The organism is Pseudomonas sp. BAY1663, assembly GCF_000582595.1.
GTDB classification, from domain to species: domain Bacteria; phylum Pseudomonadota; class Gammaproteobacteria; order Pseudomonadales; family Pseudomonadaceae; genus Stutzerimonas; species Stutzerimonas stutzeri_AF.
In genome coordinates this window covers 1-21,784 of sequence record NZ_AZSV01000036.1, presented here as the reverse complement: position 1 = coordinate 21,784, position 21,784 = coordinate 1, and the positions used below count along the sequence as shown (strand labels likewise).

Annotated in this window: 15 protein-coding genes and 5 pseudogenes; 12 read left to right on the top strand and 8 right to left on the bottom strand. The window is 56.5% G+C overall.

Annotation, left to right across the window (positions count from 1 at the left end):
* Positions 1–163: 163 nt before the first annotated feature.
* Positions 164–805 (bottom strand): SOS response-associated peptidase, encoded by a 642-nt coding sequence (locus BAY1663_RS12070; RefSeq protein ID WP_017246258.1) that lies wholly within the window; start codon positions 803–805, stop codon positions 164–166.
* 257 nt (positions 806–1,062) lie between these two features.
* On the opposite strand from BAY1663_RS12070, the pseudogene BAY1663_RS12060 reads away from it, so the two are divergent.
* Together BAY1663_RS12060 and BAY1663_RS12055 are read left to right on the top strand one after the other, a co-directional pair.
* Positions 1,063–2,224: pseudogene (locus BAY1663_RS12060) on the top strand (IS3 family transposase).
* Between the two features lie 62 nt (positions 2,225–2,286).
* Positions 2,287–3,150, top strand: coding sequence for a DUF6685 family protein (locus tag BAY1663_RS12055; protein WP_256206713.1), 864 nt, complete (start codon positions 2,287–2,289; stop codon positions 3,148–3,150).
* A 40-nt stretch (positions 3,151–3,190) separates the two neighbouring features.
* Here the strand turns inward: BAY1663_RS12055 and BAY1663_RS12050 are convergent, their stop codons facing one another.
* The 3 genes from BAY1663_RS12050 to BAY1663_RS23025 form a co-directional block, all read right to left on the bottom strand.
* Complete coding sequence (locus BAY1663_RS12050; RefSeq protein WP_079328581.1) at positions 3,191–4,435, bottom strand: helicase/relaxase domain-containing protein; 1,245 nt, start codon at positions 4,433–4,435, stop codon at positions 3,191–3,193.
* Positions 4,436–4,672: 237 nt separating this feature from the next.
* The gene (locus tag BAY1663_RS12045; RefSeq protein WP_051497134.1) at positions 4,673–5,110 is read right to left on the bottom strand and encodes a DUF2971 domain-containing protein; all 438 of its coding nucleotides are present in this window, start codon (positions 5,108–5,110) and stop codon (positions 4,673–4,675) included.
* Between the two features lie 62 nt (positions 5,111–5,172).
* Positions 5,173–5,550 carry a hypothetical protein gene (locus tag BAY1663_RS23025; protein ID WP_051497133.1) on the bottom strand — a complete coding sequence of 126 codons (378 nt, stop codon included), beginning with the start codon at positions 5,548–5,550 and terminating at the stop codon, positions 5,173–5,175.
* A gap of 639 nt (positions 5,551–6,189) precedes the next feature.
* On the opposite strand from BAY1663_RS23025, the pseudogene rfbD reads away from it, so the two are divergent.
* The 9 genes and pseudogenes from rfbD (at position 6,190) to BAY1663_RS12005 (ending at position 16,511) form a co-directional block, all read left to right on the top strand.
* Positions 6,190–7,100 (top strand): annotated as a pseudogene (gene rfbD / locus BAY1663_RS12040) (dTDP-4-dehydrorhamnose reductase).
* 581 nt (positions 7,101–7,681) lie between these two features.
* Positions 7,682–9,220, top strand: a complete 1,539-nt coding sequence (locus tag BAY1663_RS12035; RefSeq protein WP_037041077.1) for an MBOAT family protein — start codon at positions 7,682–7,684, stop codon at positions 9,218–9,220.
* A gap of 21 nt (positions 9,221–9,241) precedes the next feature.
* Entirely contained in the window at positions 9,242–11,143 is a 1,902-nt protein-coding gene (locus BAY1663_RS12030) for an HAD-IIIC family phosphatase (protein ID WP_037041074.1), read from the top strand.
* Positions 11,140–11,388 (top strand): acyl carrier protein, encoded by a 249-nt coding sequence (locus BAY1663_RS12025; RefSeq protein WP_015277638.1) that lies wholly within the window; start codon positions 11,140–11,142, stop codon positions 11,386–11,388. Before BAY1663_RS12030 ends, BAY1663_RS12025 begins: the two co-directional genes overlap by 4 nt.
* A gap of 3 nt (positions 11,389–11,391) precedes the next feature.
* Positions 11,392–12,456 (top strand): hypothetical protein, encoded by a 1,065-nt coding sequence (locus tag BAY1663_RS12020; RefSeq protein WP_037041060.1) that lies wholly within the window; start codon positions 11,392–11,394, stop codon positions 12,454–12,456.
* A 346-nt stretch (positions 12,457–12,802) separates the two neighbouring features.
* Positions 12,803–14,286: pseudogene (locus tag BAY1663_RS12015) on the top strand (SulP family inorganic anion transporter).
* Between the two features lie 13 nt (positions 14,287–14,299).
* Positions 14,300–15,150 (top strand): annotated as a pseudogene (locus BAY1663_RS23795) (universal stress protein).
* 6 nt (positions 15,151–15,156) lie between these two features.
* On the top strand, positions 15,157–15,510 hold the full coding sequence (locus tag BAY1663_RS12010) for a TraR/DksA family transcriptional regulator (protein ID WP_014597086.1): 354 nt from the start codon (positions 15,157–15,159) through the stop codon (positions 15,508–15,510).
* Positions 15,511–15,548: 38 nt separating this feature from the next.
* Entirely contained in the window at positions 15,549–16,511 is a 963-nt protein-coding gene (locus BAY1663_RS12005; RefSeq protein WP_037041051.1) for an SdiA-regulated domain-containing protein, read from the top strand.
* 163 nt (positions 16,512–16,674) lie between these two features.
* Here the strand turns inward: BAY1663_RS12005 and BAY1663_RS12000 are convergent.
* Together BAY1663_RS12000 and BAY1663_RS23790 are read right to left on the bottom strand one after the other, a co-directional pair.
* Positions 16,675–17,229, bottom strand: a pseudogene (locus BAY1663_RS12000) (DUF4113 domain-containing protein); the annotation flags it as partial.
* A gap of 771 nt (positions 17,230–18,000) precedes the next feature.
* Complete coding sequence (locus tag BAY1663_RS23790) at positions 18,001–19,209, bottom strand: hypothetical protein (protein ID WP_128576263.1); 1,209 nt, start codon at positions 19,207–19,209, stop codon at positions 18,001–18,003.
* Positions 19,210–19,347: 138 nt separating this feature from the next.
* Between BAY1663_RS23790 and BAY1663_RS11990 the strand changes: the two genes are divergently transcribed.
* Positions 19,348–19,749 carry a type II toxin-antitoxin system HigA family antitoxin gene (locus BAY1663_RS11990; RefSeq protein WP_037041100.1) on the top strand — a complete coding sequence of 134 codons (402 nt, stop codon included), beginning with the start codon at positions 19,348–19,350 and terminating at the stop codon, positions 19,747–19,749.
* A 53-nt stretch (positions 19,750–19,802) separates the two neighbouring features.
* Here the strand turns inward: BAY1663_RS11990 and BAY1663_RS23785 are convergent, their stop codons facing one another.
* On the bottom strand, positions 19,803–20,159 hold the full coding sequence (locus BAY1663_RS23785; protein WP_128576261.1) for a histone-like nucleoid-structuring protein, MvaT/MvaU family: 357 nt from the start codon (positions 20,157–20,159) through the stop codon (positions 19,803–19,805).
* A 70-nt stretch (positions 20,160–20,229) separates the two neighbouring features.
* Positions 20,230–21,784: hypothetical protein (locus BAY1663_RS11980; protein ID WP_051497132.1), on the bottom strand; the 1,555-nt coding region annotated here is incomplete at its 5' end.

Sequence of the window (21,784 nt, the reverse complement as noted above, 5' to 3'; positions counted from 1 at the left end):
GCAGGAGTCATGCGTGCCGGCCTATCGGCCTCGCCGTCAGACATAATTTTTCCAGTCATAGTGATCTCTATCTGGCCGCGGCGCTGCCAAGCTATCGGCAGCAGGCCAACATTGAACTGTGATTCAACAAGGGGCAAGAGGTTTTATTGTACTTGGCGTCAACTCAAAGCTGGGGATAGGCAACCAGCCTATCGGCTGGATACTGGGTCATGAACTCACTGCTGATTTCAGCGGGAGCTGTCAGCCAGTCCTGGTACAGCGCCTGAGGGAGCACCACCACCATGCGCTTCTCATGCCCCGGGCGATGGAAGTTGCGCATCAGCGCATGGTCATCGGCATTCACCGTCAGCATTGAGAACGACAGCTCCCTATCACCTGCAGCAGTTTTCCTCTCCTCCCATAGGCCCGCTATCCCTAGCAGCCGCCCATCGGCACGGGAAATTCGAGTAGGAATAGCCTTGCCTGTTCGCCAGTCGGGCTCATAGATCGCCACCGCAGGGATGATGCAGTGCTGTGCCTTCTTCCATGCCTCCCTGAATGACCGCTTGACCGAGGCCGTCTCAGAACGGGCGTTGTAGGTGGACCGTGCCAGCTTTTTGTCGGCCCAGAAGGGCAGGAGCCCAAACACTCCCACCTCAGCTTCAAATGGCAACACGGCGTCATCGTACGGGTCGACATTGCGAGGCTTGCGCAGGAACGGCCCGGCATAACCTGGCCACAATTCGAGCTTCTCCTGAGCGTCGAACTCGACACCAAACTCTTCTTGGAGACGCTCTGGGGTAGGGGCTTCGTAACGACTGCACATAACACACCTCTCATTCGTCACTGTGCTGCTCGGTGTTGCGGCCCGCAACGCCTTGGCGAGTGGGATCTATGATTAGGACTATCTCTCGCGGCACCCCGCTTACTGAGTACATCCTTATACTGAACGCCTGCCTCCGACGATGGTGAATGCATGTCGATAGATCAGCCCCTCCCTTTCTGGCGCAGAGCAGGATGTAGTGGTCTACTGATTCCGGACACCCATTTAGGGCGAGAATGCTCGCCATAGAGAGGTGTCTGATGACCAAGCAACGTCGTTCCTTTACGCCCGAGTTCAAACGAGAGGCCGCCTGCCTGGTGCTCGATCAGGCTACAGCCATATCGAAGCAGCTCGTTCACTGGGAGTGGTTGAGTCGGCCCTGCGCCGATGGGTAAAACAGCTTCAAGAGGAGCGCGTGGGCGTTACCCCGAAGAGCAAAGCACTGACGCCCGAACAGCAGAAAATCCAGGAGCTGGAAGCCAGGATCGACCGACTGGAACGGGAGAAAGCGATCCTAAAAAAGGCTACCGCTCTCTTGATGTCGGACGAGTTCAATCGTACGCGCTGATAGACCAGTTAAGTGAGCGGGAGTCGGTGGAAGTGGTCTGTTCAGCCTTCGGCGTGGTGCGGTCTTGCTACTACGCCCATCGGCTTCGACGCTGCCGTGTTGATGCATGCCGCGTTGCACTGCGCAGTCAGGTTAACCAGCTGTTCAACCAGAGTCGAGGCTCGGCTGGCAGTCGCAGCATTCTGGGTATGCTGCGTGAGGATGGCGTCAGCATTGGCCGTTTTCGTGTGCGTCGGTTGATGCGTGAGTTGGGCTTGGTCAGCAAGCAGCCAGGCTCACACGCATACAAGCAGGCTACGGTTGAGCGACCAGATATCCCGAACCGGCTGAACCGCGAGTTCACCACTGAGCGCCCCAATCAGGTGTGGTGCGGCGACATCACCTACATCTGGGCACAAGGTCGCTGGCATTACTTAGCGGCGGTGTTGGATCTGCATACGAGACGAGTAGTCGGCTGGGCGATTTCTGCCAAGCCGGATGCTGAGTTGGTGATCAAGGCGCTGGACATGGCCTACGAACAGCGTGGCAAACCGCAGCAGGTACTGTTTCATTCCGATCAGGGCAGCCAATACGCTAGCCGCCTGTTTCGGCAACGGTTGTGGCGATATCGGATGGAACAGAGCATGAGCCGCCGGGGCAACTGCTGGGATAACTCGCCGATGGAGCGATTGTTCCGCAGTTTGAAATCGGAGTGGATTCCACAGACCGGTTACCTGACAGCTCAGGAGGCCCAACGGGACATCAGTCATTACCTGATGCACCGCTACAACTGGATCAGGCCGCATCAATTCAACGATGGGCTACCGCCTGCGGTGGCCGAAGAAAAACTTAACCCACTGTCCGGGATGGGTTGACCACTACAGGAACATTTCTATGGGACTCAGTGCGTGAGGACTGTGGGTATCCTGCAACGCTCATGAAGCTGATTAAGAGCCCAGTCAAACTTAATTCGCCCATCCAGGAAACAGCAAAAGGTATTGGCGCAGGAGCGGTTGTTAGGTGGCACGACTTCGGATCTCTTATTTATGAGCGCGGGATATATCGCGACAAGCTGAATGGATGGACCCACTGCCGCACCTATGGTCGGTATGGCTCGACTAGCATCGAATGCGCCCCACTATTGCGCGTTGGCAGCGAGATGCAGATCCAACGGTGGCGGTGCGATATCCAACAGGTAGATGGCTTCTCCGCGTCGAAATCCGAACTCAAGGAGTTCGCCACCATGGATGACATGGTGGTAAGGAACTCACCCGAGATGATCGACGAGATATCTCCGGCGAAGCTGGCGAAGAATCTGGCCTGGGATGAAATTCGGATCATCAGCCACGTCGATCACGATTATTTCGCCACTTGGGCTTGGGACGGACGCGTCTTTCTGATGAACTCCGGCGGTTCGCATCACTTCGCAGCTGCCAAGTACATCGCGGCGCGGCTTGAACAGCCGGTTGAGCTGACCGGAACCTATAAGATCTACGGGTTATGTGAGCAGGCTATAACAGAACTCAGGCGTGAATACGGCATGTTCGTGTTGTCGCATGAGCCTGATGCTTGGTTGGGGTTCAACGAAGCTATGGCTCGCTTCAAGTCAACGTATTATTGGAAGACATTGCCCCGCCCGCACAACCACCAGCGTTGCGCAATTTTTTTACCGCTAAAGGAGAAGCGCTCTGCCATGGTTGCGAGGATTCTCAAGGAAAACAATTTCCAGGACCTAGGCGCTTACTTGGCTGGCCTAGCTGCCCAGTCACAAGCGGTCATCAACAAAGTCAATCCGCCATAATTAGGGTAGTCCAGACCTCAGCGCAACTATCCAATGATAGCTAGTGATCATCCTGACTCTCACAAAGTTTGAGATTGGGATTATCCAGCATCTCAGTTGTGAATACGTCGCCGGGTTTTTTGAGCATATAACCCTTCAGTGTTTTCGTTTTACGAGGTCCAAAGACTTCGCACGTCCAGATGTTATGTCCGTTGCTCTTCTTAACGTGAAGCTTCAGCTTTTCGAACGACTTTTGGACCTGCAGCCATGGCTGTCCTTCGCCAGCCCTCGCTGAGAAGAGGGTCGGATGCTCTTGGGCATACCTTCTGAATATTTCAGGAGTCACCAGAAAAGCCGTGCCGTTGACGGTGTGAACCTTGGCTTTTGCATCATTGATAATGATCTTGTGGGTTCCTACACCCACTTTTAGCCAGTGCATGAAAAGGTGACCTAGCGTGTCGCCGATCGGGCCAGCGATGGTAGCGGTCGCGGCAGTGTCTGACTGAGCTTCGACCTCGGACGCCGCCGGCATCGCCGGGGCGGGTACCGAATTGGTCGGCGCGTCACGCATATCCATCAGATCCAGAAGGTAGTCCGTATCATCTACCTCATCGGGTTGCGGTCCATGGTCACTTGCGGGTTCGTCCCCTTGAGGCTCTGCCGCAACGGCATCGCCGCCCCCGGCAGTAAGGCTGGGCTTTTCCTCCTGCGCTTCGGAAGCTGCGGCAGGGGCTGCTTCTTCGTTGAGGACTTGCACCGAGCCGCCAAAAGGCTCCGGGCGGTCTTCGCCAGCTGCCCATATGAGTGAAGGTGAAACTCTCAAGAACGTGAATGCGTTCTTCCATCCCGTAGGGCTCAGGATTTCGGCATCCCAAATAGCTTTGCCAGCAGGATTCGCAACAATCAGGCCGTTATCCTGAAAGACATTGAAGAGAGTGGAGTTGCGGTCCGGAACACCCTCAATCCCTTGGCTGAGGAGGTGAGCACGCAGCCGATCCGAAACGGTCTTGCTGACCAGCCAGATCGCATCGGCCGTGATCCAGCCATCGGAAGCGTCTGGCTGATTCAACTTGAGCTCGTTCTTCACCAGGTAGCGCAGCCCATCGAGGAGCTGACGCTGAAGAGTGTTACGCGGTGCTGCCACAGCTCTGTCTGGATTGCCGCCAAGCTCATGGGCGACCGACGCCTGGTCAGACCTTACAACGATGTCCCCAAGAACCCCAGCGTGCTCAAACTGGCCAGCCAGTACGTACAGCAAAGCACCCCAGAGCTCTGGATTGGATGAGATCCATCCGATACCATTCAATCAATGTACCCATAGAACGCATACGCGGAATTCGTGTGTGCGTTGATTCGTGAGCGGCAGAGAGAGGGCATTCATTGGTGAAGCAGCGCTGCGGGGTTTAAGAGTGCTCAGCGAGCCTGCTCGAAGAGCCGGCGCCGTGCTGAAGCACGTGAACCGAAACGCCGCTCTGGCCCGGTAGCTGCCAGTCGTCACCGGCGGCAATCGGCCAGTTGCGGACGGTCATAAATCGCTATAGCTCTACACGACTCGTTGAGGCTCCATTCTGTACTCATTCGCTGCGAGTTTCATTCTGAAGACGGGTATCCCTTTTTTTTGGGCGATGTTTGCAAGCCGCTTAATATTAGTGGCCTTCGTCATAGCCCCTATATAAATACCTGTCGGTTTTGGAACAGGCAGGTTATAGGGTTTCTCTTCCGTCGAGCCTGGAATTATTAGGCGCCACTCCTCCTCATAGGCCCAATCCTTCGCCTTGCTCATTGCCGCTAATATTGGGTACAGACCGTTCAGGCCAATACTGCTGCCAACCTCATCGTCGAACAGGAAGGACATATCCAACATTTCGCCAGTGTAAATAACAGGCCAAAGAAATCGGTAAACGGGATCAGTTATAGGGAGCAACTTAAATTCGTACTCCATAGCGAAGCCGGTATGATCTTTCGCGTAATGCGACCACATCAGAGTGGAGTCAATCCTCGACGAAAGCGAGCATAGCTTGTAGCCATCTCTAGTCAGAGAAATCAATGATGTCTGTAACTCCGTTCGGAATCGGCCATTTCTCTCGTCAATATAGTTGGCAATACGCTCACGAAGCACGTCATCAATCTGCCTAGCTCAGCCGATGCGATAGCTCCATCAATCATGTCCCTGCCTGTCTTTGATCGAAATGGATCAACTGTCAGGGCGCTGTCGTACGGGTCGTTAAATCGACTGGCGGTGGTCAAGTGAAGGGTGTTATTCACCAAATTATCTAAAGCGTATTTAGTGATCGTTCGATATTTGTACAACTTCTTCGGAATGAAGCGGCGCTTAAATATGTTGGCCGCTTGAACATCCACATTGGCCGGATCCCGGTCAAAGAGCATTTCCTTGAGGTAGTCTTTCCACTCTTCAGACATGTAGCCGATCCTTCCAGGGTTTCGGAAAGCCTACGTGCCTCAGCCGCAATCGCCAAGCTGCCGCTTCAGCCTCCATGCCTCATTGAGGTAAAGCGCTGCTCAACCGCAGGAAAGTGAACATGTCACTGACTGCTGATGGCCGAAAGCTACCGCCCAGCAAGCGACCGCTTCGGTCAAGCAGGTGTCCGATTCAGCCTTCCAAAGGAGCTGCACTGATATTGCAACCAGGTAGTCGCTTGGCATTACTACATGCGCTCACTGATCCGCTATAGCGCCTACCTCACCCCCACATCTTCGATCGCACCAGGAACAGCTTCGCAGTTCAAGCACGGTCTCGCGGGAACCAGAACCATGCGCTGAGCGTCTGATCATGGGTCACTTGATAGAGTCTCTGGCAATGGATAGCCGTCCCTCACACCTCAATTCATTACCTGTCCCATTGGGTCCGCATAATCAATGCAATGGCCTCCTGCATGCTCTGCGATTATGGCTAAAGTATTTTAGATGTCTGTACAGCAAGGTTTTCACACGAATCAGGCGTAGCTGGGAAATGCAGAGCTACGATCTGACGCTAAGTGATTGAACCATCGATTATTTCATCTCATAAAGAACGTTCTTTATTTCTCAAGAGCCCTGAAAGTGAAGATATTAGTCACCGGTTGCAACGGTCAGGTAGGACGCAATCTAGTCGAACAAGGCACCGAGTATGGGTGGAGCATTATCGGCATGTCTAAAGCCGAGCTTGATGTTGGCAACGGCCAGTCTGTCTTGGAGAAGATCGAGCTACTGAAGCCAGACCTTATCGTCAATGCCGCCGCGTTTACCGGCGTCGACGCTGCTGAGACGAGTGTGGAAGCTGCCTATCGAGTTAACCGAGACGGTGCAGGAAACTTGGCGCGACACGCTGACAGCCACGGTATTCCAATTTTCCATCTTTCCACCGACTACGTTTTCGACGGGAAGCACAGCCGCCCTTATGTGGAGCACGACAAAACAGCCCCCCTCAGCGTCTATGGTGCGAGTAAACGTGATGGAGAGGCTCAGGTGCAGCAGGTGGAGAAGCACCTGATCTTAAGGACCAGCTGGGTCTATGGGGCATATGGAAGCAACTTCCTGAACACGATGCTGCGTCTGACAGGCGAAAAGGAGCTGCGTATCGTCGATGACCAGGTAGGGTGCCCAACCAGTAGCGAGCGTATCGCTTCGGTCCTGCTTGAACTCGCTCAGCGTTATCAATCAGACGGAAAGCTGCCATGGGGGCTCTATCACTTCAGCGGTCAGTCACATTGCTCCTGGTTCGAGTTTGCTCAAGCCATATTCGATCATGTATCCAGAGCAGGAATTATTGGACGCTCTCCGCGATTGACGCCTATCACAACAGAAGAATATCCAACGCCAGCCAAGCGCCCTGCCTGGTCCGTGCTGGACTGTCGCCTTTTTGAGAGCACATTTGGGATATCGCCGACGCTTGGCGTGCCGATCTTCAGGCGACTCTCCAATCGTTAAAAGCGGATTCTGATCGGCTGCACATCTCATCGGTTCGCTGTTAACGGCAATCGCTATCGAGAGGCACGGGCGCCAAGCATCACCTGCCGTAAGCCGCTGTCGATGTTGAGCAGCGGCTCGTCGACGGCGCCGCCGTCCTTGCGTTACAACCTCCGCGAATACTAGGGCGCGACTCGACTCTTCTTCGTACTTTATACGCGCGGCCTGAGCCGCTCCCTTCGTCGGAATTTGACCGGCGCTGAACGGTCGCCCGAACACGCCAGTAACTCGTTCGCGCTCAAATTTTCCGAGCCTTGAAAAATGCCGGGAACGTTCCCGACCGACGGAAATGGGCTGCAGGCCACGCCCGTCGCGGGCTTTTTTTCACCTGCGACAATAAAGCGCTCAGTGGTTCAACAAACACTGAAACTTTTTTTTACACCGTCACGTCCGAGCCATAGGAGCTCAGGGGAAGCCGGCCAAGGTGGCCGAAACCCGAGCGAGCAGCCACTGATGGACCGAGGATGTCGCAACGCCGACTAGGATGGATCGTCGGTCGCGTGACGCCAGGACTGAATGGATGACTCGCCCCGCCAAACGGCGGCCTGAGCAGCAATGCACGAACGCTGAGCAGGGAATAGGGAAGATGCTTTTCAATTCGGTGGAATTCATCGCCGGCTTTCTTCCGGTGGTGCTGATTGGATTCTTCGTGCTGACCGGATCGGGCCGACAGCGGCTCGCGGTGATCTGGCTGACCGTCGTCTCGTTGGTGTTCTACGGCTGGTGGAACCCGGTCTACGTACCGCTGCTGGTCGGCAGCATGCTGGTCAACTATCTGCTCGGTGGCTACCTGCGCCGGCACCCCTCACGTCTGGTGCTCGGGCTGGCGGTCGCAGCCAACGTGTTGCTGCTGGTCTACTACAAATACACCGGCTTCCTGCTCGGCACGCTGGATGCGGCGCTGGATCTAGGTTGGCGGGTGGAAGACATCATCCTGCCGCTGGCGATCTCCTTCTTCACCTTCCAGCAGATCGCCTACCTGGTCGATGCTCATGACGGCGTGGTGGAAGAACACGACCTCGCCAACTACTGCCTGTTCATCAGTTTCTTTCCGCAGCTGATCGCCGGACCGATCACCCACCACGGTGAAATGCTTGCGCAGTTCAACGACCGCGACAGCTTCCGCGCGCGCATCGACAACCTGTCGCTGGGCGCCACGGTGTTCCTGCTCGGTCTGTTCAAGAAGGTGGTGATCGCCGACACCCTCGCGCTGAAAGCCACGCCGGTCTTCAGCCTGGCCGCCGACGGCACCATCCCGGCGTTCTACGATGCCTGGACCGGCGCGCTGACCTACACGCTGCAGATCTATTTCGACTTCTCCGGCTACAGCGACATGGCCATCGGGCTGGCGCTGCTATTCGGCATCAGCCTACCGGCCAACTTCAACAGCCCGTTCAAGGCGCGCAACGTCATCGACTACTGGTCGCGCTGGCACATGACACTGACGCGTTTTCTCACCGCCTACATCTACAACCCCATCGTGCTGCGCGTGACCCGCGCGCGCATGGCGGCCGGCAAGCCGCAGCCGCGGCGGGGCAAGATGACCGCCGGCACTTTCTTTGCGCTGGTCGCCTACCCCACCGTCTTCACCATGTTCATCTCCGGAATCTGGCACGGCGCCGGCTGGCACTTCGTCGCCTTCGGCCTGCTGCACGGTTTCTACCTGGTGGTCGCCCACGGCTGGCGTGCCTGGAAGGCGCGTCAGGGCTGGAAGCTGGACAGCGACATCTGGTGGCACAAGGCTGCGGCCGTCGCGCTGACCTTTGGCTGCGTGGTCGTGGCGATGGTGTTCTTCCGCGCCAGCGACGTGCCGACCGCCATGGCGGTCCTCGCCGGCATGCTCGGCCTGAGCCCGACCAGCACGGCGATGGATCGCTCCGACTTCGTCTATATCGCCGCGTTGCTGGTCTTCGTCTGGGGCATGCCCAACGTGCAGCAGTGGATGGGCCATTTCCGCACCGCGCTCAACTTCCAGCCCCAGCCGCACTGGACCGAACGGCTGCTGCCGGTCAGCGCCTGGCGGCCGACGGCGATCCACGGCATGGCAGTAGGCGTGCTCGGTTTCTTCGCCCTGGCGATCGCCTTCTCCATGGCACCGACGGAGTTCCTCTACTTCCAGTTCTGACCACGACAAGGAGTCTCAGGTATGCAACAGCTCTCCTGGCTGCCGACACACCCGGACCTATCCGGTGCCATCGGCCAAGCCAAACGCATCGAAGATCCGCTGCAGCGGCTGCATGAAGCCGTCAAGCTGGCCGCTCATCAACGGGATTTCACCCTGACCGCACGACTGGACAAGCTGGCTGCCGCCGGCATCGAGCAGCACGCCGCGGCGGCACGCCTGACTCCACTGCGGGTGGCACTGCTGTCCTCACATACGGTCGATCACCTGCTGCCGGCCATCCGCGTGGCTGGGCTGCAGCGGCGCCTGGCGCTGTCGCTGCATGTTGCGCCCTACGGCATGTATCGCCAGGCGCTGCTGGCCGATGACCCGGCGCTGAACGCCTTCGCCCCGCAACTGGTGCTGCTGGCGCTGGACGCCCATGACGCGCCGCTGCAACTGCCCCTGCAGGCAAGCCAGGCGGAGGTGGATGCCGCCGTGGCGGAGCGCGTCGAGGAGCTGCGCTTGCTCTGGCGCAGCGCCCGCGAGCGATATGCCGCGCAGGTGGTGCAGCAAACCCTGGTGCCAGCGGCGCCGCCATTGTTCGGTTCTTACGAAGCACTGGTGCCGGCTTCGCCGCGGGCAGTCATTGAACGGTTGAATGGCGCCATCCGAGCCGCTGCCCGAGAGGAAGGCGTGCTGCTGCTCGATCTGGCCTGGCAGTCGGCTGCCTATGGCGACGGCCTGGCCGAGCCGGTGCGCTGGCACCAGGCCAAGCAGCTGATCAGCCCGACCCTGGCACCGCTATATGGCGAGCACTTTGCGCGTATCGCAGCGGCCACTGCCGGGCTGTCGCGCAAATGCCTGGTGCTGGATCTGGACAACACCCTATGGGGCGGTGTGATCGGTGATGACGGCATCGACGGTATCCAGCTCGGCCAGGGCAGCCCCAGCGGCGAGGCGTTTCTCGCCTTTCAGCGTTATGCCGCGCAATTGGCGCGCCGCGGGGTGATCCTTGCGGTGTGCAGCAAGAACGACCTGCACGTTGCCGAAGCAGCCTTTGAACATACCGAGATGGCCCTCAAGCGCAGCGATATCGCGGCCTTCGTCGCCAACTGGGAAGACAAGGCCGGCAACCTGCGGCGCATCGCGAGCATGCTCGACATCGGTCTGGATAGCTTGGTGTTCGTCGACGACAACCCCGCCGAGCGCGACATCGTGCGCCGCGAGCTGCCGGAAGTCGCCGTACCGGAACTGCCCGAGGATGTCGCCGACTACCCCGCGCGCATCGCCGCGGCGGGCTATTTCGAGGCCGTATCCTTTACCTCGGACGACGCCGAACGTGGCCGCAGCTATGCGCTGAATGCCGAACGCAAGGCCGCGCTGAACCAGGCCACGGACATGGAAGGCTACCTGCGCGGGCTGCAGATGGTGCTGCGCGTCAGCCGCATCGGCACCGCCGAGCTGGCCCGCGCCACCCAGCTGATCAACAAGACCAATCAGTTCAACCTCACCACCTGCCGCTATACCGAAGCCGAAGTCGAGCGCATGGCCAGCGATCCGCAAACCATCGCGTTGGCCCTGCGGCTGGAGGACAAGTTCGGCGATAACGGCCTGATCAGCGTGGTGCTGGCGCGACCGGATACAGCCATCGAGGCTGACGAACTGCTGATCGACAGCTGGCTGATGAGCTGCCGCGTGCTGGGGCGTGAAGTCGAGATGGCCGTGCTGGAGGTGCTGGCCGATGCGGCAGCAGCTGCCGGCTGGGTCGCACTGGTCGGCGAATACCGTCCCACCGAACGCAACGGCATGGTTGCCGAACACTATCCGCGGTTGGGCTTCGAGCAGCGCCCCGCCCCTGCCAACGCCCCTACCGATGCAAGTTTCTGGCGCTACGAACTGGCCTCGCGCACTCCCATCAACCATCACATCCAGGTGCAAGCATGAACGAAAAGGAAATTCTCCAGGCGCTGACCCAGGTCTTCCACGACGTGTTCGATGATGACGACATCGTCCTCACACCCGAAACCACCGCCGACGACATCGATGGCTGGGACAGCCAGACCCATGTGCTGCTGATCGTGGCCGCCGAGCAGCGCTTCGGCATCAAGTTCCGCACCGCCGAACTGGAATCGCTGAAGAACGTGGGCCACTTCGCCCAGTTGATCCAGACCAAACTCGGAGGGCGTTGAGTCATGGCCAGATCCGTCGATACATGCCCGGACGGCGTGGCCGCCGGGGCCGAAGCAGGCCAGCGGCGGATACGTGCCGGCTATCTGCTGGGAATGTTCGCCGGGCTGTTCGGGATGCTCGGCGGCTTTGCCGTCCTGCTCGCCTGGCTCAATCACACCGACAACCTGCCGCCACCGGCCTTCTCCAACAGCCTGTGTGTGGACGAAAAGCTGCATTTTCTGCGGCACAACCCCGTCGCCGATCCAAACCTGCTGATCGTCGGTTCTTCGGTCGCCTGGCGCCATGTCGATGGTGACGTGCTGATCGAGCAGACCCCGGGCTTGCGTCCGCTCAACGGTGCGTTCTGTGGCCTGCACGCCAATCAGTCGACCTATGTCGCCAACTGGCTGCTGGACCGCGAACCGAGCGTCCGCCAGGTGGTGATGATCGTCGATCCGCTGGACTTCGCCGGCTGCTGGAAAGTGCCGGATGCGGTGTTCGACCGCACTCACGCCGACCAGTACGTCTATCAGCAGGCCTCGCGCTGGGGCTACTACATGCGCTACTTCTCGCCGCGTTCGCTGCTGCGCAATGCGCAGACGGTCAAGGCGCAACGGGCCAACGAGATCGAATGGGACCCGCTGGTATTCACCCGCCATGGCGACGGGCCGCTGGAGCCGCAGGGTGATCGCGGCCTGTTCTACGACAAACCGGACGCGCTGGATGACAGCTGCTTTGTCGCCCTGGGCGAACTGTCGAAACGCCTGAAGAACGAGCAACGCCAGCTGCTGGTGGTTTCCACGCCCCTGCACCCGCAGTGGAAAGCCAAGATCGATGCCGACGGCAGCTTCCTCACCCGTTTCGACGCCAAGCTGAACGCCGCCATCGCCGGGCATGACGGGGCTCAGTATTGGAACGCCGATCGCGAATGGGTCGCTCCACCAGCGGCCTTCGTAGATGCCATCCACCTGCGCTGGTCAGCCGTGCAGGGCTTTTCCGTGGCGCTGGCCGAGCAACTGCGAGCGTGGGATCAGGCCAGACTCCAGAATTCCGTGCTCGCCGGCAACGATGCCTACGGCGAGCCATGATTCTCGGTAATGCTGGATAAGCGAGACCCTATACATGAGGTTCGGCCTTGCCCACCGAGTCGCATCATCATGCGCTCTATGGTATGGTCTGCCGCCTTATTCAGCTCTGACTGTTGAAAATCACTGACAGAATGAACGTTTTGACAATCTCTATCTGGCTGCCTACGCCGCCATAGCGCAACGCCCCCTCCCTTGAATCAGCCTACTGATAGCTGATTCGTCTTGCTGCGCCTGCAGCAATCCGACCATTCGAAAGAATCGTCACTCGATACCTACAACTCGACTCGACACACTCGGCACGCCACTGCGGCACGGTGCCGTTGCGTCCATTGCCTTGGATTTACTGATGCTGCAAACAATCAAGCAAAACTGGCTGACCAATATACGTGGCGACATTCTCGCCGGCCTCGTCGTGGCACTGGCTCTGATCCCGGAGGCCATCGCCTTTTCGATCATCGCCGGAGTTGATCCTAAGGTTGGCCTCTACGCCTCTTTCTGCATCGCTGTGGTTATCGCTTTCGTAGGGGGCGCCCGGGTATGATTTCGGCCGCCACAGGCGCTATGGCCCTGCTGATGGTCACACTGGTGAAGAACCACGGCCTCGAATATCTCCTTGCTGCCACCTTGCTGTGTGGCGTGCTGCAGATCTTTGCTGGCTACCTGAAACTCGGCTCGCTGATGCGATTCGTCTCACGCTCAGTGGTTACAGGCTTCGTCAATGCTCTGGCAATCCTGATCTTCATGGCGCAGCTGCCCGAACTGACGAACGTCACCTGGCACGTCTATGCAATGACAGCCGCAGGCCTAGGGATCATCTATCTCTTTCCGTATCTCCCGAAGATTGGAAAGCTCATCCCATCGCCCCTGGTATGCATCATCGTGCTGACGGCTGTTGCCATTGCAGTTGGATTGGATATTCGGACTGTAGGTGATATGGGGCAATTGCCCGATACGCTGCCAGTCTTTCTCTGGCCAGACGTGCCGCTGACGTTCGAGACGCTGGTAATCATCTTCGTACTCGGCAGCCCTGGCCGTCGTTGGACTACTAGAGTCGATGATGACCGCGACCATTGTGGACGACTTGACCGACACACCCAGCAATAAGAACCGTGAGTGCAAGGGTCAAGGTGTGGCTAACATCGCGTCCGGTCTGATCGGCGGTATGGCTGGTTGCGCGATGATTGGTCAGTCCATCATCAATGTTAAGTCCGGTGGACGTACTCGCCTTTCCTCCTTGGCTGCGGGCGTTTTCCTTTTGCTGATGGTGGTCTTCCTCGGTGATTGGCTGAAGCAAATTCCAATGGCCGCGCTCGTGGCAGTGATGATCATGGTCTCGATCGGTACCTTCAGCTGGGACTCGTTACGCAATCTGAAGAAACACCCATTGTCGACCAACATTGTCATGGTCGTAACCGTGGTGGTCGTGGTCGCAACCCACAACCTGGCCTACGGCGTACTCGCCGGCGTATTGCTAGCGCGATGTTCTTCGCCAACAAGGTTGGCCATTACATGGATATCGCTTCGTCTTTGGACGAGGCAGGTGAACATCGAAGCTATACCGTCATCGGGCAGGTGTTCTTCAGCTCCGCTGACAAGTTCATCGCTGCATTCGATTTCAAGGAAGCAGTAGACAAGGTAACCATTGATCTGAGCCGTGCTCACTTCTGGGATATCACCGCAGTTGCCGCGCTGGACAAGGTAGTCATCAAGTTCCGCCGTGAGGGGACCGAGGTTGAGGTGCTGGGACTCAACGAAGCGAGCGCCACTATCGTTGACCGCTTTGGCGTGCACGATAAGCCGGACGCCATTGATCAACTAATGGGCCACTAAAAGGAGAACAACAATGACCAATGTAATCGCCTGCATCGACGGTTCCGCTTCGGCTCCAGCGGTTTGCGACTATGCAGCCTGGGCCAGTCGGAGTTTGCAAGCTCCGCTGACCTTTCTGCACGTATTAGATCAACAACAATATCCGGTTGCAGCGAACCTGAGCGGCAATATCGGACTCGGCAGCCGCGAGCATCTCCTCGATGAACTTGCCTCTCTGGATGAACAGCGCAGCAAATTGGCGCTTGAACAAGGGCGAATCATGCTAGCGAACGCCAAAGAGCGCGCGATTGGAAACGGTGTTACCTCACCGGAATCCAAGCAGCGCCACGGCGAGTTGTTGGAAAGCCTCCAGGCATTGGAAGACGAGATACGGTTGCTGGTCATCGGCCGTCAGGGCGAATCCAGCGGTAGTCTGAGTCAGCACGTCGGAAGCCAGCTGGAAAGCGTGATTCGAATCATGCATCGGCCAGTTCTCGTTACTCCGACAGCATTCAAGGAGCCCAAAAGCGCGTTGGTGGCCTTCGATGGCAGCGCTACCACGCGAAAAGGCGTGGAGATGCTGGCGTCCAGCCTCTGTTCAGGGGGCTGCCAGTCCACATTGTTATGGTCGGATCGGAAAACGAAGAATCGGTATCGCAGCTTGGCTGGGCACAAAAAGCCCTGCTCGACTCAGGGTTCACCGTTCATACCGCGATCCGTAGCGGTGAAGTTGAGCCCACCCTGCATGCCTATCAGAACGAGCATGCCATCGACCTACTTGTGATGGGCGCCTACGGTCATTCCCGTATTCGCCAGTTCCTGGTCGGTAGCACCACAACAAGTATGTTGCGTTCCACCACAAGTCCGCTGCTCCTGCTGCGCTGATTGGTTATGGATAAACCGCTGGATCTCGCCTATTTCAAAGCGCTGCTGGATCGAAAGGCGGCCGAGCTGGAGCGCCTGTTGGAAGGTGCCGAAGCACGGTCGCAATCGGTGGAGCTTGATCAGAGCAAAGTAGGTCGTATTTCGAGAATGGATGCACTCCAACAGCAAGCGATGAACGATGCCATCCGCAGCCGCACGAAGCAGGAACGGGTGCGGCTGCAACTGGCGCTAAAACGCTGGCATGAGGGTGAGTATGGCTGGTGCGCTCAGTGCGGTGAGCCTATTGCTCCGGGCCGCCTGGAGTTCGACCCGGCTGCATCCCTATGTATTAGTTGTGCCAGTCTCGGTGAGTCAGGTTGAAATCTCCGATTCGTCACTCCCATTAATTGAGAATTTGAATGTCGATAGGCAAGAAAAAAGGATCCACTAAAACGCGAAGAACCCACGTCTGGCTGTGGGTGGTGCTGTTCCTAGTAATTTTCGCCATATTTCAAATCCGTACCAAGCATCTTGATGACCGGTTGTATTTTTGGGTAAAGACCTACTGGCACACCGACGACTGGAATGAGAGCTCAGTATGGCTGCCGGCTTATCAGGTCGAGCTGGATGCTAAGCCGGTTCCTGGTGTAGAGAACAACCTTTCCGGACTGACCTTCGACCCTGACCAGAATCTGTTGTGGGCAGTTACCAACGGACCTAATGAACTGCTGACTCTAAGTCGCGAAGGCGATTTGCTGAGACGCTACAGCCTGGACGGGTTCCATGATGTAGAGGCGGTGTCCTACGTTGGTAACGGCCAGCTGGCAATCGCTGAGGAGCGTCGTCAGAGTCTGGTCATCGTGGATGTGCCCTTGGAAGATAATGGCGAGCTTTCTTCAAATCGCTCGATAAGCCGCGAGAAGTATCCAGCTCTCACCTTGGCGCTGGGCAACCAGGACAACAAAAGTCTTGAGGGGCTTGCGTACGATCTGAAACGAGACCGTTTATTTCTCACGCGGGAGCGTGACCCCCGCCAGCTGCTGGAGGTGAGCGGACTACGTGCAAGTCTTGAAGGCGGCCTTTCCCTTCATGTGCGCGACATGTCGGACTTGGTAAATAGCAAGATTTTCGCGACTGACTTATCTTCGGTCGTGTTCGATCAACGAAGCGGTCATCTACTCCTACTCAGCGACGAGTCGAAGCTGCTGATTGAAATGACGGATGTGGGGAAAGTCGTGAGTTTTCGCTCCTTGGCCACCGGTTTTGCTGGGTTGCAGAAAGGTATTCCCCAGGCAGAGGGTGTAACGACCGACACGGACGGCTATTTATACATCGTCAGCGAACCAAATCTGTTTTACCGATTCACACGGGCGCAAGATTGACTTATAGGAGTAACTCCTCATCGCTGGGCGTTTCTCAACGCTCTTACAAGCTGACAGATTCTATGATTTACAATGGAAGGCAAATCTACCGTTTGGTGGGATTTGATCTGACCTTCGCTTTGGCCGATATCATCCATTGCAAAAACTCGTATCAGCCACTCGCCTAGTTGCACCGCACCACCCACAACTGATCCAGCTTGGTCGTGAAACTTTGGCTCATCATCTCCCGTCGCGTGCTCCAGTCCGGCGCGGTGGTTACGCGGCCGGGCCGGAGGGTGTTGCGGCCCCACTTGGCGTTGATTGCATCGAGCACGCCCATAACCCGCTCCGACGCAGCGGACTGGGTTTGAGCGAATAGATCGTCGGTGTACTCGCCACGCTGGCACAGATCCATTAGCAGGACCTCGGCCTTGCTGAACGAAAAGCCCTCGCGATAGATGTGCTCCAAACCGGCGATCGCCGCCCGGGTGATGTATCGGGTGTCGTCGGTGGGATACGGCAGCTCACACACCACGCCTTTTGCGAACTTGGGCTCGTCGGGATTGAACATGCCGGTACGGATGCTGATTCGGACACGCTTGCACAGTGACTGCTGTGCCCTCAGCTTCTCGCTGGCCCGGGCGGCGTACGCCGCCACTGCCTCCTTGATCGGCTCCAGCTCGCGCAAGCGCTTGCCGAACATCCGCGAGCAGCAGATTTCTTGTTTGGGTGACGCGACCCCGGACTGATTCTCCAGCTTGCCTTTGACCTGGAGCAGCTTCGAACCCATTAAGCTGGCCTGTATCGCTCCGCAAGGTCTCGCCACACCACTACGTGGACCATGCCGAACTCTTATGTCTGGGAGAATTTCCAGGTGGCAGCCAATGGAAATGGTGGATTACCCAGCCGCCAGGCGCTGCCCGCTTTTTGGCGTAGATTCGACTTATCACTAGCGTCCGCTATTGGCCGATAGCTGCCGCTCTCGAATCGCAGCTATCAATCCAATGCTGCTGGTCGCATCAGGCAAACCGGCCCTGAGCGACCCAAAGGAGGCCCACGCCTGAACCGTTTACGATTGCCTGCCCTAGCTAGCAGTGCACTACGTCCACAGGGCAGCCAAGCATCGCTTTCGTGCCGGTTCGTTGGGTCACTCCAGTCTTTCTGATGATTCAATGTTTTCGCTTGGCGGGCCCATTGCAGCTGCACCACAGGATCAGGGGCGTATCAAAGTTGTGCTGCGCTACGCAGCGGGGCTTGAACAGGAAATTTCCATTTCAATTCCCTATTTCGCGCCTTGGCCGTTCCCGATACTGGCCCCGCACGCTAATCCCTGCGGGCATCATCAAAAAAGGAGATGGCCATGAGCCAGAAAAGCGACCAAGACAACCACGCTAACCAGCTGAACCCGAACAATGACGCCTACTGGGAGTCCCGAGGGTACGATGATCGCCCTGAGGATTGGGATGATCGAATCTGAGCAATCGGAATTGAAGGCGCCTGAGTGGCGCCTTCAATTTTCAATAGGCTTGCCCATAAGATCGCGCGCGGTTCGATACTCCGTCGCATACACGTCCATCACCGAAGTCACCAGCTCCCTCGGCCATCCAGCGCGCTGCAAATCTCGAATGATGACCGACATTGTCTCCGCGAAGCGAAGCATGCAGGCCCCCTCCCAATAAGCAGGTATGACGTCAGCTGGGAGGTCATTCCTTTCCTTGATGTGAAAATCAAAACATACCGTCACGAGGTCATGGAGCATTTGAAAGGAAGGTCGTCCTCCTTTGTGCTGAACCCAATTCCGAAGCAAGCGGATTCGTGATTCAGCCTCCATGCCGTCATGTGCAGCCCAAAGCTTTCCGAGGTGGGTGACAGGCCCTGGTCTTTTCTTTGTTGAGCCTGCAAGGGCTGCTAATTTCTCAAGTGCAGTCTGCATTGGGTTTGACCATGACTGAGTGATTGGGCACCAGTTCGGTATTGCCCAGGCTGCACAAATGACATTCTGCGTGCCCTCCTGTACCTCGACCTCCCAGCTGGCCACCTGCGACTCTGCGGTAAGCCACGCGGCCAGCCTGAGCAGCGCCGCTAGGGCGTCAGCTGCCATCAGTTGAGCGAGAGGTTTGCTGTGAGCAAGCTCGTCATCGGCCAGCATCGCAAGCTGGTCTGAAAATGATTGGCGGCTTACTGGACATCCCAGCTGAGCGACCACCTCAGACGAGTCGTACGCTTTGAGCCGGTCGCGCACATTAGGCAAAGAGCGAATCACTTGCCCACTGAGATCTGAGAGTGCGTAAAGCTTGTCCTTCCAATAATTCAGAACTGCGGGGTTCGAGCACCCCAATTCCAGGATGCCAAGCCAGCTTGTGATGGTAGGAACGCTAAAACCCATTTCAATCTGAGCTTTAGTGAGCTCAGCTGACTGTCGAGGAAAAGGGAGAGCCCGGATGAACTTTTCTTGTGCTCTGATCGAGCATTTCTCTGCCTCTTTCGATAGGTGCTTGAGCGCTGTTTTGCTCGTCGGGAGGCCCTTGCGTAACCCTCTGGTCGCCTCCCACATAGAGCGGAGATTAACGTCTAACAAAGCGTACACTTTGTCTACAGAAGGCAGTAGTAAGGCTTCACGGATGCATACCTGCTTGTCACCAAATGTTGATAGGTATGCTGATATCTCGTTCTGGTCGAGCAGGTTGCTGCTTTCTTGTGTCCCAACGTTCGAATCCATTCGTTTGAACCTCCTAAGCGCTCAATTGGCGCGAAGCTTAGCCTTCTTGATCGAGGCGAGCGTTCCGTGCTGATAGCAGTAAGTGTTAACCCAGCATGTCCTGGATCATACTGAATGCAGCAAGAGGAGCGAGCAACCATGTCTGACCTAATCAAGCAGGCCTGCGAGCACTGGCGTTACGTAGCCCCGTTGCTGAGCAAGCCAACGAACGAGGACGACTATGATGCCCTGGTCGAGGCCTTGGATGAGTTGCTGGGCTTGGTGGGCGAGGATGAGGATCACCCTTTGGCTGGACTCGCATCGCGTGTCGGGGACATGATTGAAGCCTACGACGAGCATCGTCGACCGTTGCCGAAAGCAGGCGGGGTAGAAGTGCTGCGTTACCTGATGAGGGAGCATGGCCTGCGTCAGGGAGACCTACCAGAGGTCGCTACCCAGTCAGTCATTTCCGAGGTGCTTGCAGGTAAGCGCCAATTGAATGTGCACCACATCCGGGCGCTTTCGGATCGTTTTCGTGTTTCTGCAGACGTCTTTTTGTAAGACCCTGATAGGGAAAGGGCCGCTAATGCGACCCTCCCATGTAACCTGACCGGTTATTGCAGCCAGCTTTCGACCTTCTCGGAACCGTACTGCTCTTTCCAAGCCTTTAGCACCTTGTGGTTGCCTCCTTTGGTCTCGACAACCTCGCCAGTTTCCGGATTCTTGTAGCGTTTCAGCGTGCGCTCACGACGTGGGCCTTTTACAGGCGCCTCAGCAAATTTTCCGGCCTTTGGATCGAGCACGGCGATCACGTTACGCAAGGAGTAGCCATAGTCAGCCAAGAGATTGCGCAGCTTGGTTTCAAATTCAATTTCTTTTTGCAGTTTTTCGTCGTTTTTGAGCGCTTCGAGACGAGCTGTTTGCTCGGCGATTTGGGCTTCGAGGGCTTTATATTCTGCGATGATCGACATGGTCAGTCCTACTTTTTGGAGATCAGTTTTTACTGCATTCGCAGGCGCTAAGCAATGCGCGCAGGTTTCTCTAGCGCGGTTCCCTTTTGGCTTGAGAGTAGTCCTTCCCATCAACAGGTGGGAAGAAACCAAATCTTCCCATATTCCGATTCTTCGAGAAATGGTAATAGGTCACGCTAGGGATCAGGGATACGTCAGGCTCTTGGTTATCGAAGATGATTATCTGCCGATCTTTGTAGTTTTCGGCAACATCGCTATAGAACGAATACACCATGTCTCCGGCAATCTTGTCAGCCTCGCTTTGCTCTTCGCCACGGTCTTGGTCGGCCTGTTTGTACGTGGTAAGAGGCGAGTCAAGTACTACAAAACCAGGGTGTCGACCCAGTGGGGCAAGTTGTTGCATGAGGCCAATGACAAACGACGAAAAGCCGATGGCGCGATAACCCTTACCGAAGTGAGGTCTTCTCTTGCCAGCGATCACCAAGTCTCGTTTCTTCGTGTCGAACTCAGTTGACTTGTGGTTAGGAAAGTCCCAGCGCGCCAAGACATTTTCTACGGCTGCGGACAGCTGTTTGAGTTCGCTCTCGAAGTCTGGAATTGCGTAATCATCTTGCTTCTCATCGAGCTTTCCTTTGAGTAGATCCAGCTCATGGGCAAGCTCGTCGAAGGAGCTGGCTTTATGTCGGAGTGCCAGGATTTTTCGCTTCAGCTCGTTGCAGTTATCTCTAATACCATTCACTGAGTCCAGCACATCAGTAAAGGACATTGAAAGTTTCTGTTCAATATTGAAAAGAATATCCTTCAGGCTGTTGATTGAGATTTGTTCAGCAGAAATCGTATTGCCTAGGTCTGCGAGCGCAACTGACAGCTCATTCAGGTGGAAGTAAATTTTTGCACTTTCGGCCTCTACAGCAGGCAGGATGTCTGTAGGAGAGTTCTCTAAGTGGTCATGGAGGACTTTGCTGCCACAGGTTGGACATAGAACTTCCTCGTATAGCTCAAGCAGGCCAGAGGCCTCGCTTATGCCCAGAAGGCGCTCCGCATCTGAGCGATATTTACCTTGCAGTGCGACAAGTCTATCCATCAATCCTTGGTTTTCCGCAAGAGATTCAACTGCCGCCGAGAGATTGATCGATATTGATTGCTTGAAGTTTAACAGATGGTCACTTTCAGAGATCAGAGCGTTCAGCTCCCGCTCCCTTAGTTCGAGGAGAGTTTCTTGTGCTTCCAGATTCTCTTCAAGTTCGTCGATCTCGGTCTCCAGTAGCACCTTTCCTGCAGGGTAAAGTCGCTCCAGCAAGTACTCTACGGTGGAGATCTTCTGTTTCAGGGTGGATTTGGATGCCAAGTCTTTCTTGATCGACGCAACCTCGGAGTCATCTACCCCGGTTAGTAAAGTGCGCAGCAGCGATAGTTCTGTTGTGGCTTCTTTATTCTGCCCCGTTCCGAGGGGCGAGTATTCAGCCACAATCCTGGTTTCATCGATAACGAACACTTTCTCTAGGTTTCGCAGAGAAAGCGAGGTGGTGGTTAACTTTTCCTTTCCTTGGAGAAGCTTCTTGTCACTTAAGGAAATCTTGTCCAAGAAGTAGTTCGATAAATTGTTGAGGTTGCCAAATTGATGC

What these genes read in the sequence shown, in the direction of transcription:
- BAY1663_RS12070 (WP_017246258.1), bottom strand. Translation starts at nt 805, where the DNA reads ATGTGCAGTCGTTACGAAGCCCCTACCCCAGAGCGTCTCCAAGAAGAG.
- BAY1663_RS12055 (WP_256206713.1), top strand. Translation starts at nt 2,287, where the DNA reads ATGAAGCTGATTAAGAGCCCAGTCAAACTTAATTCGCCCATCCAGGAA.
- BAY1663_RS12045 (WP_051497134.1), bottom strand. Translation starts at nt 5,110, where the DNA reads ATGTGGTCGCATTACGCGAAAGATCATACCGGCTTCGCTATGGAGTAC.
- BAY1663_RS23025 (WP_051497133.1), bottom strand. Translation starts at nt 5,550, where the DNA reads ATGTCTGAAGAGTGGAAAGACTACCTCAAGGAAATGCTCTTTGACCGG.
- BAY1663_RS12035 (WP_037041077.1), top strand. Translation starts at nt 7,682, where the DNA reads ATGCTTTTCAATTCGGTGGAATTCATCGCCGGCTTTCTTCCGGTGGTG.
- BAY1663_RS12030 (WP_037041074.1), top strand. Translation starts at nt 9,242, where the DNA reads ATGCAACAGCTCTCCTGGCTGCCGACACACCCGGACCTATCCGGTGCC.
- BAY1663_RS12025 (WP_015277638.1), top strand. Translation starts at nt 11,140, where the DNA reads ATGAACGAAAAGGAAATTCTCCAGGCGCTGACCCAGGTCTTCCACGAC.
- BAY1663_RS12020 (WP_037041060.1), top strand. Translation starts at nt 11,392, where the DNA reads ATGGCCAGATCCGTCGATACATGCCCGGACGGCGTGGCCGCCGGGGCC.
- BAY1663_RS12010 (WP_014597086.1), top strand. Translation starts at nt 15,157, where the DNA reads ATGGATAAACCGCTGGATCTCGCCTATTTCAAAGCGCTGCTGGATCGA.
- BAY1663_RS12005 (WP_037041051.1), top strand. Translation starts at nt 15,549, where the DNA reads ATGTCGATAGGCAAGAAAAAAGGATCCACTAAAACGCGAAGAACCCAC.
- BAY1663_RS23790 (WP_128576263.1), bottom strand. Translation starts at nt 19,209, where the DNA reads ATGGATTCGAACGTTGGGACACAAGAAAGCAGCAACCTGCTCGACCAG.
- BAY1663_RS11990 (WP_037041100.1), top strand. Translation starts at nt 19,348, where the DNA reads ATGTCTGACCTAATCAAGCAGGCCTGCGAGCACTGGCGTTACGTAGCC.
- BAY1663_RS23785 (WP_128576261.1), bottom strand. Translation starts at nt 20,159, where the DNA reads ATGTCGATCATCGCAGAATATAAAGCCCTCGAAGCCCAAATCGCCGAG.